The 13,387-nt window shown below is 61.2% G+C and carries 15 protein-coding genes and 3 pseudogenes; 8 read left to right on the top strand and 10 right to left on the bottom strand.

Translation table 11 applies throughout. The features are described 5' to 3' along the window. Positions 1-60: 60 nt before the first annotated feature. Positions 61-750 carry a DUF6308 family protein gene (locus ACF0H6_RS17885; RefSeq protein WP_395250836.1) on the top strand — a complete coding sequence of 230 codons (690 nt, stop codon included), beginning with the start codon at positions 61-63 and terminating at the stop codon, positions 748-750. A 163-nt stretch (positions 751-913) separates the two neighbouring features. Here ACF0H6_RS17885 and ACF0H6_RS17880 read toward each other — a convergent pair. Continuing rightward, positions 914-1,848, bottom strand: a pseudogene (locus ACF0H6_RS17880) (2-hydroxyacid dehydrogenase). Positions 1,849-2,096: 248 nt separating this feature from the next. On the opposite strand from ACF0H6_RS17880, the gene ACF0H6_RS17875 reads away from it, so the two are divergent. Beyond that, entirely contained in the window at positions 2,097-3,332 is a 1,236-nt protein-coding gene (locus ACF0H6_RS17875; protein WP_395250835.1) for a hypothetical protein, read from the top strand. On the opposite strand, the gene ACF0H6_RS17870 is transcribed toward ACF0H6_RS17875, so the two are convergent. Beyond that, positions 3,276-3,917: a hypothetical protein gene (locus ACF0H6_RS17870; protein ID WP_395250834.1), complete on the bottom strand. Its 642-nt coding sequence runs from the start codon at positions 3,915-3,917 to the stop codon at positions 3,276-3,278. The genes ACF0H6_RS17875 and ACF0H6_RS17870 overlap by 57 nt on opposite strands. A 179-nt stretch (positions 3,918-4,096) precedes the next feature. Here ACF0H6_RS17870 and ACF0H6_RS17865 point away from each other — a divergent pair. Then, a pseudogene (locus tag ACF0H6_RS17865) lies at positions 4,097-5,072 on the top strand (aldo/keto reductase). A gap of 18 nt (positions 5,073-5,090) precedes the next feature. Here the strand turns inward: ACF0H6_RS17865 and ACF0H6_RS17860 are convergent. After that, positions 5,091-5,654 (bottom strand): YceI family protein, encoded by a 564-nt coding sequence (locus ACF0H6_RS17860; RefSeq protein ID WP_395250833.1) that lies wholly within the window; start codon positions 5,652-5,654, stop codon positions 5,091-5,093. A gap of 250 nt (positions 5,655-5,904) precedes the next feature. On the opposite strand from ACF0H6_RS17860, the gene ACF0H6_RS17855 reads away from it, so the two are divergent. Next, a complete protein-coding gene (locus ACF0H6_RS17855) occupies positions 5,905-6,444 on the top strand; it encodes a hypothetical protein (protein ID WP_395250832.1) in 540 nt (179 codons plus the stop codon). Positions 6,445-6,598: 154 nt separating this feature from the next. Continuing rightward, the gene (locus tag ACF0H6_RS17850; protein WP_395250831.1) at positions 6,599-7,096 is read left to right on the top strand and encodes a DUF2306 domain-containing protein; all 498 of its coding nucleotides are present in this window, start codon (positions 6,599-6,601) and stop codon (positions 7,094-7,096) included. An 82-nt stretch (positions 7,097-7,178) separates the two neighbouring features. Here ACF0H6_RS17850 and ACF0H6_RS17845 read toward each other — a convergent pair whose 3' ends face one another. Beyond that, positions 7,179-7,499 carry an antibiotic biosynthesis monooxygenase family protein gene (locus ACF0H6_RS17845; RefSeq protein ID WP_395250830.1) on the bottom strand — a complete coding sequence of 107 codons (321 nt, stop codon included), beginning with the start codon at positions 7,497-7,499 and terminating at the stop codon, positions 7,179-7,181. Between the two features lie 65 nt (positions 7,500-7,564). Beyond that, positions 7,565-7,843 (bottom strand): annotated as a pseudogene (locus ACF0H6_RS17840) (GNAT family N-acetyltransferase); the annotation flags it as partial. A 203-nt stretch (positions 7,844-8,046) separates the two neighbouring features. Between ACF0H6_RS17840 and ACF0H6_RS17835 the strand changes: the two are divergent. Together ACF0H6_RS17835 and ACF0H6_RS17830 are read left to right on the top strand one after the other, a co-directional pair. Beyond that, the gene (locus ACF0H6_RS17835) at positions 8,047-8,544 is read left to right on the top strand and encodes a cysteine peptidase family C39 domain-containing protein (protein ID WP_395250829.1); all 498 of its coding nucleotides are present in this window, start codon (positions 8,047-8,049) and stop codon (positions 8,542-8,544) included. Positions 8,545-8,822: 278 nt separating this feature from the next. After that, a complete protein-coding gene (locus ACF0H6_RS17830) occupies positions 8,823-9,122 on the top strand; it encodes a hypothetical protein (protein WP_395250828.1) in 300 nt (99 codons plus the stop codon). Between the two features lie 191 nt (positions 9,123-9,313). Here the strand turns inward: ACF0H6_RS17830 and ACF0H6_RS17825 are convergent, their stop codons facing one another. From ACF0H6_RS17825 to ACF0H6_RS17810, 4 genes are all read right to left on the bottom strand, one after another. Next, the gene (locus tag ACF0H6_RS17825; protein WP_395250827.1) at positions 9,314-9,922 is read right to left on the bottom strand and encodes a hypothetical protein; all 609 of its coding nucleotides are present in this window, start codon (positions 9,920-9,922) and stop codon (positions 9,314-9,316) included. Positions 9,923-10,172: 250 nt separating this feature from the next. Then, on the bottom strand, positions 10,173-10,694 hold the full coding sequence (locus ACF0H6_RS17820; RefSeq protein ID WP_395250826.1) for a hypothetical protein: 522 nt from the start codon (positions 10,692-10,694) through the stop codon (positions 10,173-10,175). A 545-nt stretch (positions 10,695-11,239) separates the two neighbouring features. After that, entirely contained in the window at positions 11,240-11,914 is a 675-nt protein-coding gene (locus tag ACF0H6_RS17815) for an RES domain-containing protein (RefSeq protein WP_395250825.1), read from the bottom strand. Between the two features lie 53 nt (positions 11,915-11,967). Beyond that, positions 11,968-12,348, bottom strand: a complete 381-nt coding sequence (locus ACF0H6_RS17810) for a hypothetical protein (RefSeq protein ID WP_395250824.1) — start codon at positions 12,346-12,348, stop codon at positions 11,968-11,970. 374 nt (positions 12,349-12,722) lie between these two features. Between ACF0H6_RS17810 and ACF0H6_RS17805 the strand changes: the two genes are divergently transcribed. Then, positions 12,723-12,926 carry a hypothetical protein gene (locus ACF0H6_RS17805; protein WP_395250823.1) on the top strand — a complete coding sequence of 68 codons (204 nt, stop codon included), beginning with the start codon at positions 12,723-12,725 and terminating at the stop codon, positions 12,924-12,926. A gap of 22 nt (positions 12,927-12,948) precedes the next feature. On the opposite strand, the gene ACF0H6_RS17800 is transcribed toward ACF0H6_RS17805, so the two are convergent. Continuing rightward, positions 12,949-13,299 carry a hypothetical protein gene (locus tag ACF0H6_RS17800; RefSeq protein WP_395250822.1) on the bottom strand — a complete coding sequence of 117 codons (351 nt, stop codon included), beginning with the start codon at positions 13,297-13,299 and terminating at the stop codon, positions 12,949-12,951. Positions 13,300-13,387 lie beyond the last annotated feature (88 nt).

The following is a 13,387-nucleotide window of genomic DNA, read 5'->3' as shown; positions in this document are numbered from 1 at the left end:
TCCGCCACCGAACAACAGCCCAATGCGAAACGTCAAAATGAATTTCAAGAAGGAACAGCCATGAAACTGCCAGACATCCTTTCAGAAGCCCGCATAGACGATGCAGCCAAACTAGTTCGGAAGTACTACGGCAAGACCTTCAAAGACGGACTCCCACGGACGGGAAGCCGTTTTGACACGTGGGCAGGAGGCGGAGACAAAAAGGAGGTCGCAAATAGAATCACAGCCGACGATATTGTTGCGGTTTCTTTCCTGTCTATTGATTTTCCTCCTCAAGCGGCCATCGGACTCTTGGACAGCCACGCCGACAAGGCGACGGAAATATTGGAGTGCATTCCTGCAAACATCGATCTCGCCGAGGTCAAGGGAGAGGATCGCGAGGCGCTGATTGGCAACGAAAGTGCGGCACAGAAACTCTGGGAGCTTCTAAGGGGTACCAGTGCTTCACGATGGGGCGTTGGCCCAACAACCGCCAGCAAAATCAGGGCGAGAAAACGGCCTCGCCTGATTCCCATCTACGACTCTGTGGTCGGGCCATTAATGGGACTTAAGGACTCCGCAGGACAATGGAACACCTGGCATGAAGCCTTGGCTGGCGACTCCCCACTCCCCCAACGGCTCACGGTGATCAGGGAACTCTCTGGGATTTCCGAGCATATTTCAAACCTTCGCACGATGGATGTCGTGTTGTGGATGCACGGAAAGAACCTCGGCATGGGAGCAAATGTGGATCGCCACCGGTTGAACTGAACTCGGGTTTCGTCTAACGCGGACAAGAAGGCAAGAGGCAGGGGCGCCGCACCAGTGGCTCTTGCCCCGGCCCGCCACAACCCGTTGTCCACCCTCCACCAACGTGCCCGTAGGGGCATCTAATGCACGCACTCTGAGCTTCGACCTGCCGTCCAGCAGACCGCTACCCGCCCACTGATTCCATACCCAGCACGACGTTCACCGGCTCCTGACCAGCCAGCAGCAAGGAAGTCTGCTTCTGGATCAACCGGACCATCCGGGGGAACATCGCCGAGCTTGCCCCGCCCACATGAGGCGTGATCGACACACAGGCACCGTCCACAAAGGATGGCCGGCTGGCAGCGGCTCCGGGTCGGTCACGTCCAACGCAGCACGTATCCGTCCCGAAGAAGTCTCCCGCAGCAAGGCTTCCGTGTCCGCCACGGGACCCCGAGCCACGTTCACCAACAACGCGCGGTCCGGCATGGCCGCGAGGAACCTAGCATCCACAAGCCCGCGGGTGTGCTCGGACAGAGGGACGCTGACCACCGCGATCTCGTGCAGCGGCAACTGTGCGTACAGTGAGTCGATGCCGTAGATTCGGCCATGTTCATCGTCCCGTTCACGGCTTGCCATCCGCGTCACGTGCGTTTCGAACGGCAACAGCCTGGCCTCAATAGCCTTTCCCACTCCCCCGTAGCCAATCAGGAGGACTCGGCGGTCCGCCAAGCTGGAACGCTGGTCAGCACCCCAAGTACCCGTTGCTTGGTTTCGCACAAAGTCCGGAATCCCACGCTGGCTGGCGATCATCATCCCCACGGCGAGTTCCGCCGTTGACGTCTCATGGACTCCCGCCGCGTTGGCGAAAAGGCAACCCGACGGCAAGACGTCAGCGACGCCGTCGTACCCTATCGACTGGCTCTGCACCAGCCGTACCGTCACGCCATCCAGCGCCGTGAGCGCGTCGGGCGTGCCCATGTAGGGCGGCACCAGCAGATCGAAGCCGTCCGCCGGTGCGGGACCTGTCAGATCCCACACTACGAACTCGACGTCGGCAGAAGGTTCCATCGCGTCCAGAAGGTTCTGATCGGGCAGGCACACCCGCAGCCGGGCCGTCACCAGATTGACCTTCGCAGCACGCGGCGCGGATTCGCTCATTTCCCTGTTCCTGCTTCCTGTGCCGGTCGATTTGGCCGGGCGGCATGTCGTGTTCCAACACCAATCTACTGAGTGCATCGCCCATACAGTTTGTGATCAGTGCGGCGCGCCAGAGTTCCTGCAGGGCTCACCCAGCGACTAACTTTCGTCCCCGGCTAAACTCTCAACTCAGAAGACGCTTTCCCTAGCCAACACTTCAGGAGCCGACGATGCATAACGAAATTGAGCTGATCAGTGATGGCGATGGCCTGGCCGTCATCGGGGATCCAATGGCCGTCGATCGATTCCTCGCCTCTGAGGGACTGGTTTCGAAGGATCTTGGACTGCAAAGACTCGGACCTACTGTCGGTAACGCGGCTGGGGTCGTACAGGCCGGTTCCGAGATTGCCGCCAACTCGGGCCGGTGGGTGAAGTTGACTCAGAAGTCCGCGCAAGACCTCAGGAAGTTCGGGCTGATGAAGGGCTCGGAGGCGGGTGTCAGCCGTGCTGTGTTGACCGAAAACGGCAAGATCAAGGGACTCCTCGAAATCGTTAGGCCCGCATCGATTGTGACCAACCCGGCGCTTCTCGCTGGTGCCGCGGGGCTCATGGCGCAGCTTGCCATGCGACAGTCCATGGAGGAGATCACCGATTACCTCGCCCAAATCGATGAGAAGGTGGACGATCTCCTCCGGGCCCAAAAGGACGCCGTGCTTGCAGACATGATTGGAGTGGACCTCGTGATTGAGGAGGCCATGACTATCCGAGAGCATGTGGGTCGGGTCTCGGATGTCACTTGGTCGAAGGTGCAGTCCACGTCGGTGACGCTCACGCGCACCCAGGCATACGCGTTGCGCCAACTCGACGCACTCGCCGGGAAAATGGAAAACAAGGCTAAGATCGGTGATCTCGCCAAGACAGCCAAAGTAGCCGAGTCCACGGTTCAGGAGTGGCTCGCCGTTTTGGCTCGTTGCTTCCAACTGCAGGACGGGATCGCGGTGCTGGAACTCGATCGTGTGCTAGACGCGTCGCCGGATGAGCTGAACCGGCACCGCCTCGCTCTGAGGGCTGCCCGGCAGAACCGATTGGACCTCATTGAGCGGAGCACCTTGCGTTTGCTGGCCCGCATGAATGCGGCTGCTGTCACGGCCAATACAAAGGTACTGCTACACCCAATAACGGCCGGTGCTGTGGTGCATTCGAGCAATCACGTCGCAACTGGCGTCGTTGAGTTCCACGGGCGGCTCGGGATCGATCTCAATCAACAGTCATTGGACGCGAGGCGTTGGGTGGATGCAGCCGCGGATGTAAGGGACAAGGCACTCGAGACGGGAGCCGAGGGCGTCGATGCCGCCCGACAAATCGGTCACGAAACCCTCGATCGGGCCAGATCGGTGACGGGCAAGCTGTCAAGCGAGATTGCCCATCGAGCGTTCCGTCGGATTGGGGACGACAAGGAAGGCTAGGTGCGCGCTGAGTTCACCAATACATCGGGCTGTAGGCGCGACAAACACCTCGAACCCAGAATCGTCCGTCGCTGTCCATGAACTTGATGGCCGGCATATCGCCGGCATGTAGTCAGAGTTGCCCGGCCCGGGCTTCAACACGCGTTGCCTCTCGACATAGACCCGCCATCTCTTGAGTTCGCTGAAAAAATAGCGGCCGAGCGGAAGGATCTTTGCCGATGCTCGAATTTCCGGGATCGGAGTGCCGTTCCGAGTGGCGCCTTTTGCTCGCTCGACCGAAAGGCTGAAAACCGGTGCATCACTTGAATTGACCAGCTCAATCCCCCATTGAATTTTGCCGTCAAGTTCGCCTTTTACTGGCCAGCACGCGACCCTTGACGCCTGATGCCGTTCCGCAGCAACGATTGCCCTATCGTCACACTCAGTCTCCAGCCTCCGCATCAGCTGCGGTTCCTCCGCCGATTGCCTCGAATGGCGCGTGGCCCTAGCCACGCAGAACAACGCCAGGGCCGTTGCTGAGGCACTAATGATTTGCGCGACGTCCGCCCAACCGCCGATGTCCAGCCTTTCGTAGAGGTTGGCCACAGATTACAGGCGGAAGCAAGTCGTCGCTTGTCACAAGATCCTTGGTCGAAGGTTGGTGCGGTACTCACGTCGTCGTTGTCCCCCCTCCCCCAACATGCCTATAGTGGCACTACCCGCACCCTCTCTCTGAGCATCGTCATGCCGTCCAGCACGTTCTGCCACCTACAGGAGAGAACCCCATGGAATACCGCACGCTTGGTTCATTGACCGTTTCCGCCCTCGGCCTTGGCTGCATGGGCATGAGTGAGTTCTACGGCGAGTGGGACGATAGCGAATCCCTTGCCACCATCAACGCGTTCCTCGACGCCGGCGGCAGCCTGCTGGACACCGCCGACATGTACGGGCCCTTCACCAACGAAAGGCTCGTGGGCAAGGCCATCGCGGGCCGCCGTGACGACGTCGTTCTGGCCACGAAGTTCGGGAACGAACGGCGCGAGGACGGCTCCTTCGTGGGTGTCAACGGCAGCCCCGAATACGTCCGCTCCGCCTGTGACGCGAGCCTGCAGCGCCTGGGCGTGGACCACATCGACCTGTACTACCAACACCGGGTGGACAAGACCGTGCCCATCGAGGACACCGTGGGCGCCATGGCCGAACTGGTCCAGGCCGGAAAGGTTCGGCACCTCGGGCTCTCGGAGGCTGCGCCGCAAACCATTCGCCGCGCCCACGCAGTGCATCCCATCACCGCGTTGCAGACGGAATACTCCCTCTGGGAACGGGAGCCCGAAACGAAGGTTTTCCCGGTCACTGGCCGAGCTAGGCATCGGATTCGTTCCCTACAGCCCTCTGGGCCGCGGCTTCCTGACCGGCCAGCTGCGCACCCCGGAAGACTTCGCCGAGAACGACTTCCGCAGGCACTCGCCGCGATTCCAGGGCGAGAACTTCACGCGCAACTTGGAACTCGTTGACCGGGTGAAAGAACTGGCAGACCAGAAGCAGTGCACCCCGGGGCAGCTGGCCCTCGCGTGGCTGCTGGCCCAAGGCGAGCACATCGTCCCGATCCCCGGTACCAAGAAGCGCGAACGCCTGGCAGAGAACCTGGGGGCCACCGCCGTCGAACTCTCCGAGCAGGGCCTGGAGCGCCTCGATGAGCTGGCTCCGGCCGGATCAACGGCCGGAGCCCGCTACCCCAACATGTCCACTATCGACACCTAAGCGCCGGCGTCCCCGCGGCTACTCCGCCGCGGCGGGCTCCGCCTGCTTGACCAAAGCAGCCTCAAGGTTGATCTTCACCTTGTCGCTCAGCAGGAAACCACCGGTTTCCAGAGCAGCGTTCCAGGTCAGGCCGAAGTCCTTTCGGCTGATCTCGGTCTCGGCGGAGAACCCTGCCCGGGTGGCGCCGAAAGGATCAACCGCGACGCCAGTGAACTCCACTTCCAGTTCCACCGGTTTGGTGATCCCGCGGATGGTGAGATCGCCCGTGAGGGTGTAATCCTCGCCGTCGCCCTCCACGCTGGTGGCCCGGAAGGTCATCTCCGGGAACTTTTCGACGTCGAAAAAGTCGGCGCCGCGGACGTGGGCGTCCCGGTTGGCATCGCCGGAGTCGAAGCTCGCGGTCTTGACCGTTGCGTGGAGGGACGCGTCGGCCAGGGACTCACGCACCCGGGCCTCAGCAGTCGCGTCCGTGAAGCGGCCGCGGACCTTGCTGATGCCGGCGTGCCGGACGCTGAAGCCGATCTCGCTGTGGGACATGTCCAGCAGCCAGGTGCCGGGGGTCAAACCTTTGGGAAGAGTCATTATGGATCTCCTGATTCGCAAGAATTTCGCTTGGATCGGTCGTATCCACCCTTGTTGAGCCCGTCCGTGAAGTCAAGGACTCGGACGCGGCCCATGGGGAACTCCCAGTTGTCAGGAGTTCTCAGTCTCGACCGGCCCCGGGACCCACCATCAGGCAAAGTTCGAAGACGGTTGTACAAAGCCGCGTCGAGATAGAATCCCTGTTGGAGCGACGGGGACGGCCCCCCAAAACACGCGGGAGGCACGCCACTTGAATCAGGATTTTCAGCCACAGCCGGATCACGTTGATGCGGCAGCGGGGCTCGATGTGCAGCCATCGCCAATGACCAACGCACCTGTCGCCGGGCTTACACCTCACAATGCGGTGAGATCACGTCATTGGCGCTTCTGGTTGGGTCTCTTCGAGTTGATTTCAGGATTGTTCACCGCCACGGTGTTCACCGTTGCGAACACCGTGGCGGTGAACGGGCAGATACAGGACCTGTGGTCTTCGGGTAATCGCCCAGAGGCCGGCTGGATTGCAGCCGTTGTCGCCATCATCGTGGGCTTCAGCGTGGTATCCATTTCCGGGGTACTCATCGGGATCTGGAATCTTGCCGCCCAGAAAGGAACAGACCGGTCGCCACTGATCGCCGCCATCGTGGTTTCTGCTGCGTCAGTCGTGCTGGCGATGGTTTTCATCGACGGGAACCTGTCTGATCCAGCGAATATCGGATGGGTTCTCGTGCATGTGTTCGTCATCCTTTGGACCATTGGCATTCTTCGGCTCAAGAAGGTTTCTGCTCCGTAAGTCCGCGGAGTCGGAATAGGTGCTCCGACGAAGTCCGGCACGGCCGGCCTGGATGTAGGGGTCGAACCCTTAGATGATGATGAGTGTCCCTAGCTGGCAAAATGCAGCCACGTCCAAGGCTGCCTCTGCGGTACGGTCCGCTAGGCTCCGGACTATGCCTTCCTCCTGGACCGTTCTGATCTCGATTCACGCAATCGCCGCCGGCTACTCACTGATTTTCGGCGCCGTGAACTTGCTGCGCCGGATCAAAGGCGGCAGGGTCCACCGAATTATTGGCCGGATCTGGGCTGTTGCCATGTACGTCGTGGTGCTTACCTCATTCGGAATCAGAACCATCGACGGAGGGTTCAACTGGCTCCATGCCCTCTCAGCGCTGACGTTCTGCACACTGACAGCAGGGCTGTGGGCTATACAGAAACGAAATGTCCGCGCCCACCGAAGCTTCATGACCGGCAGCTATTTTGGGCTCCTGGGGGCTTTCGTGGGCGTATTGACAGTGCCCTCGCGCCGCATCCCGCAGCTCGCCATCCACGAGCTCCCGCTGCTGTGGCTGTTGATCCTGACCTTGCTGGGCACGTCCGCACTCACCGTCATCGGCATTTCCCAGCTCCGCAAGACACAGACGATCCCCGTCACCGAGTCCCAGCCGTAGACCCTGGGCATGGAGTCCACCGCATCGGGCCGTGCGACACGGATGTCCCCGGCAGCTTTCCTAGCCCGTGCCCCTCAGCCGGCTACGCACGGCTAGTCAGGTTGACGATCGGTTGTGTAACCGTCGTGAAGTGCTCGACGACGGGGAATGGGTCGTAGAAATGGTGCAGCAACTCCTTCCACTCCTCATAGTCGGCGGACCCACGGAAGCCTTCCGTGTGGGTTTCGACCGAATCCCACTCAACGAGGAGAAGATACAGGTTGGGGGACTCGATCGACCGTGAAATCGAAAGACGGCGGAACCCCGGCTGCCTGCTGATCAGAGGTTGAGCAGCCCGGAATGCATCTTCGAAATTGGACTCACTGCCGGGACGGACGGGGAGGATCGCGTGCTCCAGAATCATTCACTCAGCTTCTCACGGTCGTCCGGTAGAGGATCCTTACCGGGCGCCTCGCGCAAGCGCATAGGTTAGAAGACCCGGAACTCAAATCCACGGTGAGACCCGACAAACCCCAGCCGCTCGTAAAAGCGGTGAGCATCGACCCGTGCCTCATCTGATGTGAGCTGCACGAGGGAAGAATCAATGGCTCGAGCTGCAGATCGGACTACCCAGCGCATCATCGCAGAACCGACACCGCCGGACCGGTGTTCGCTGGCGACTCGTACAGCTTCGACGAGGAGTCGTGTAGAGCCGCGACGAGCCATCCCGGGGATCCTTGTAAGTTGCATCGTGGCCACCGGATGATCTCTGCCTCGCTCCGCGCCCGTAAGCCCTCACCGGGGCGAACAGACGCGGCTATGCCTCTTTACCGGTTAGGCTCGGCGCATGAGGGCACGCGAGCACGACCAGGGCAGATACCGCAAACGCTCCCAGCGGCGAATCGGCTTTAGAAAGCTTCGGTGACACGCCAACTGACCAAACGACCGCAATCCACCCCTTTTACAGTTCCATGGTTAGCCATGACTGGCAGGCCTTGGGGTTTCCAAGTCTAAAAGCGGCTGAATACTGGGATGGAAGATCATGCGGAGTCGCTTGTCTTCGTATGGCGTACGGGCGCCCTAAGCCAGGTCTAGAAGCGCTTCCAGCAACCATCACCGAGGAACTACTGCAAGGCGGAGCGTACTCGGAAGAGTCTGGATGGAACCATGAAGGTCTTGCTACTCACGCCCGACACTACGGACTGAAAGCCGAACGGTTGCAGTTCCCGACGCTGGAAGCGTTCATCGACGCTGCCGGCAAGTCCGGTGTACTCATGGTCTCCATTGGACACTCCTTCGAACGGGAGGGAAAATCCGGACATCTTGCGGTGGTGGCGGGGATTACAAATACCGGCCATCTGTGGATACATCGCCCGTCAAGTCGGCACCCACTGCAGGGCAGAGGCATCCATATTGACCTCCCGACCTTCTGGGACCACTTCTCCGGCCGCGGCATCCATTTCGAGTAACGACACGGTTGCAGTAGGTGGCCCTCTGACGGCGGGAAAGGGACCGGCTTACGAACAGGTCATAGCGCCAAGTCAGCGAGTCAATTGAGCAGCGACCCGTTAGAGAACCCTAAAGGGACGCGGCGCCCGAGAGGCCGACGACCTGATGGAGTACTGGGAATTGACGAGTGGACAAAGCGAGCCGGCACGAGGATCTTGTCGAGACCCACTGGACACTCCGGTCCTCAGCAGCAGACGCGAACCTATTCCGCGCAAGGCCGCGGTTGTAGGCTCCGAACATGGCGGAAACAGACGGCCGCAAGCGGCTGGAACCACGAATGACACGTGGCAGCTTCAGATTGACTTTCGGGGCCGTGATGACCCAAATCATCCTCAGCGTCATCCTCATGCTGCTGAATCTGGGCATCGTGCAGGGCAGAGAGTGGGAGCCCGTAGGTTTTTTCCCCCCGGCCGGGCTCTTCGCAGTCAACGCGATCTTCTTCCGCCGCCTACTCCGCGTTCGCCGCAACGACGAACGGTTTTGGAACGAAGATGAAGCCCGCAGGGAAGATTGGGACCGCAGGGGGCGGCAACTCTAACGGACAAAATCCCGTGGCTGTGACCCGCAGCGATAAATGGCGGTCCTTTCGCAGCGTTATTTATCACCAGGTAGCCCGGTGCGGGATCCCTCTGCGGAACCCTATGCGGGACGCTATCGATGCTCTTCGGCGTGGCGGCAGGTGGGGGTCGTGCCCAATAGCATGGCCCGTGTACCGGTCGCGGGCTTGGATTACTGGGCCCAAATGCTCCGTACGTTTTCCTGCGCGGTGATCAGCGGTGTCGTTTCGATGGTGATCGACCCTTCGTTGAACTCCAGGGCGGCCCAGTCATAAACCAAACGAAGCGAACCGGCCTGCGGCGCCGGCCACAGCCAGGCGTTCATACGATAGTCGCAGTCCTCACCGGAGCCTCCACCCCCGCCCCTGCGCACGGTCAACTGCGGACGATCTGGTTCCGCGCCGTCGAACGGATAGCGGTGTGACATGTCACCGCCGATGGCCTTTGATCCGTCAGGTAGTTCCACTCCCACCCGGAGTGATCCTTGGGCACCTCCCCTGCGGAACGGACGCTGCGGTTGGAGATTCTCCATCAGCTCAATCCACTGCTCATCTGTCATACCGTCGAGACGGCTGGCGCGTACCGAGAGGGCGAACGCGAAGCCCGAACTGTATACGTCGATGCGGCGCAAGCACAGGGCGGCACCGGGCCGGCGAGCAAGAACTGTTGTCACCGCGACCGGAACAGGCAACTCGTTCGACGGCGGGCTTACCCAGAGCGGCACTTCTACCCGTGCGGGACGTGGTTCTGCCGGCCGCTCAACCTCTGGAAAGAATGACATGGCACCCACTCTCCCACCCGTTGATGGACATGTCGATGCTGCCCTCAGGGGATCGGCCTACGGGCGCTGGTGCGCCATAAAGCGATCAGCCTCGGCTTCGTCGGTCCCCACATCGGCTTCAAATGTCAGGTGCGCTGAGACTTGCGCGCCGCTCAGCACTCGAATCCGGCGCAAGGGTGTTCGATAGCGGACCCTTTACCGGCATTTAGTCGGGAAGGCGGTGTCGAGCCAAATAGTCGGGAGAGCCGGGCTATTTGCTGACGGCGGGTGGCGTTAGATCCGCTGTGCCGTAGGCAACGTGTGTCTGCCAGTCCACGATCGTGACGCTTTGAACCTTGAAGGGCGGAAACGGTGGCAGCTGGAAAGACTGAGAGCCTGGACTGGGTTTCAGTTGCGCGCCAATGTCCACGGAGTTCGGGTCTTCAACGACCATGTTCCCTGACGGGTCCTTGGACAACGCGCCCTTGTTGAGCACGACTTTCAAATTCGGGTTAGAAGCAATCGAGACACCTTCCAGCGTGAGGGTGGCCCCGGCCGCGGTTCCCGTGATGAGCACGCCGCCGGTGGTCCGGGCCGCTTGGCTGATAAACCGTCCAGACAACGGGGCGCCCCATGACGCGGCAGCCGATGTGGGCGTCGGACTCGGATAGGGAATCGGCGCAGACCCCTCCGGGGTCTGGGCGTCAGGCACGGCTGCCGGTTCGGCATAGGTGCAGCCCGTCAGAATCACCGCGACGGCGGCAACCGCGAGAACCCGACCAACGGGCATCACCCGGGCTTTTCGATGCGCCGGCACAGCTACTGCCTCAGGTATGTCAGTATGCTGCCCATAGCAACCACTCATCAGGGATATCCGTTCAGTGCACTGGGAGCACCCGCCGCACCCCCAATGCCGACAACCTACCAGCTACCAGCGCCGGAAATGCCACGGTAGCTTTCCTGGCATTTCCGAAGTTCTCTGCACAAGTTTCAATCCGGGACTAAGGGTGTCCGGTCAGGGGCTATGCCGGGTTTCCAGTTCCGAGGCGGGCTCCACCAACCTACCGACGGTATGTCGAGCGCCACCCCCCGCTTCAAATTGCGCCGATCTCGAGCCGTTGAACGAAATAGTGCCGACAGCCGAAGGACGGCGATCGTGAGATAGACGACGAGTGTCAGACCCAGGACGATCATCGGAATGTAGAAGAACGGGCTTGATACTTTGGCCGGGTCGACAAGCCGGTCGCGACGAGGGCGACGGCTTCAACAACGAAAATGGCCTTGAACAGCCAGAAGAAGTTCCAAAACGCCGATAACGGCGCAGATGACGATCGCATCTCAGCTGACGTGGACTCCGGTGCGCCGGACAGCTTCGACCAGGTCGGGATCGGTCGCTAAGAATTCGGAGCCGGTGCACGCGCAGCCGTCGTCCGGTTCCGCGAGAAAGCCGGCCCAGCAGTAGTCGCCGTCGGAGAAGCCAAATTTTGACGGATACCTTAGACCGGCCGGCTGCGCGCCGTCGTCCAGTCGCTGCGCACGGATCCACTGTGCCACAGCCGTCGTGAGGGCCCGGTCATCACCGGTGAGATCGGCGACGGACATCCTCTCGGCAGCGGCGATGCCTGATGCTTTGATGGTAACAACAGTGTCCGGGTGGGTCAGATCGACCCAGGGCCGGTCAGGAAACTCCAGACAGTAGATTTCGCGGTCAAGCCGCCAATCCGGGTCCATGCCGTCAACCGGCATGCCCGTCGCGCGCAGGTCCGTCAGGAGCTCGCCGAGACCGATGCCCAGGAAGCGGGCCTCTTCGGCAAGAGCTGCGTAGTCCTTCGCGGAGGGCGCCTTGTAGGCAAGGGACTCCGTGAACGCAGCGGCCCTTTGGTCCGCACCGTAGATGGTCAGCCCCGGGCTGTCGAACCGGTTCCAGTCCCGGCGGTCAACGACCGGGTCCGACGGGCGCTCCATAGGGTTCAGCGGACCGCGTCCGGGTTTGGCAACGGAGACGCGGTACATGATGACGGGCCCCTCCACGATGGAAAGGCCCGTCTGTGTGCAAAGTCGACGTCTCACCCGTCGTACGCATCTTCCAGCAGCGCCTTGGCTGCAGCTGCTGTCTCCTGGAACCGGTCTTCCCGGATGGCTTTGATGGGCGACTCGTAGCCCAGGCGCGGGTTGATCGACATCGCCCAGGCCTGGGCAACACGCCGGCCTTGGGCGCTCTCGATTTCCTGGATCACGTCATGGGCGAACCGAAGACGCTGCTGAGCCGGCTGGGTCGGCTGCAGGTCACCCCGGGCCCATTTGCGAACCTGGCCCGGGTCCTTGACCCCGGAAAGGCCGGCAACGAGCTTTGACGTCAGGACATCGCAGAGTTCCTGGACGACCTCAGAGGTCTCCATGAAGACCGACCGTGCCCTGTGCCGGGGACTTCCTGGTGCAATGGTCATCTCAGCGTCCTTCCTCTCGAACCCCAAGCATACGCCGGACGCCTGCACCATGCCAGAGTTATGCACGTTATTTGCCAGCAATCTGCCAGCCATGTCATCTCAGAAAATCATCTGCCACCGAGCACCGGACCGACGAGGGCAAGCTCCATCTGTGGGCGATCAGGGACGCCTATTCGAACCCCGAGAGTCAACGAAATCGGTGGGCAGTCCCAACACCGAGCAGCATGCGAACCCCTTGACTGGCACGGACCGTAGGCCGAAAGTGTGACACGTGAGGCGTGAGGCCGTTCGGGAGTATCTTGCGAGTGCCCTGTGGGCGATGCCGACGTGCGCCGTGATCCTTCGCGGTCATCGCCGGCGCAGGCCTCTACGCAGTGCAGCTCGACGCGTCGTCGCCCTTCGCCGTGCTCCTCTTTCAGGAGACGTCCGACGACGCGCGGAACCTGCTCATCGGGATCGCGAGCACCATGGTGACGGTCATCGCCGTCGTGCTCGGACTCACCGTCGATCAGGCCCGCTCATACGAGGTCTCCCGCAGGCGCAAACCACAAAGGCGGCCACGACGTCACACGTGGTGACCGCCTTTGCTGACTCGGCTAATTACTTTGTCGAGTGATCCAAAGCTTTCTTGAATGGCTCCAAATCCGGAGTGATTGCCCCACTCGCGGATTTACTTGTGGATTTCGGGATGGCGACGACGGTGTATGAGTCTTTGGACCAATACTGCCAACCGCTGAACCTCAACTGGGCTTCCTGCTCGCTTCTTGCCTTAGGCGAGCCGTAGGCGGTGATATCAAAGGTGGCATCGTTCATTTGGCAGGTGAACGTCCACCGGCCTGTCTGTCCGTTCACGTCGTAGTCCTCTAACGATCCGCATCCCGCCCGGTCGGCGATCGCCTGGGCCAGAGCCCGCGCCGCATCTACGCTGCTCGGCGTGTCCGTGATGTTCACTGGGGCGGCGCACGAAGAAATCCCCAGCGATACTACGAGACTCACCGCCGCTAAACTAACGAGCTGTTTGGTCCAAATTAGTCGAACC

This window comes from Arthrobacter sp. NA-172 (genome assembly GCF_043952055.1).
Lineage (GTDB): Bacteria > Actinomycetota > Actinomycetes > Actinomycetales > Micrococcaceae > Arthrobacter.
Note: the sequence above shows the minus strand (reverse complement) of the source record. Positions and strands in the feature narration are given on the sequence as shown.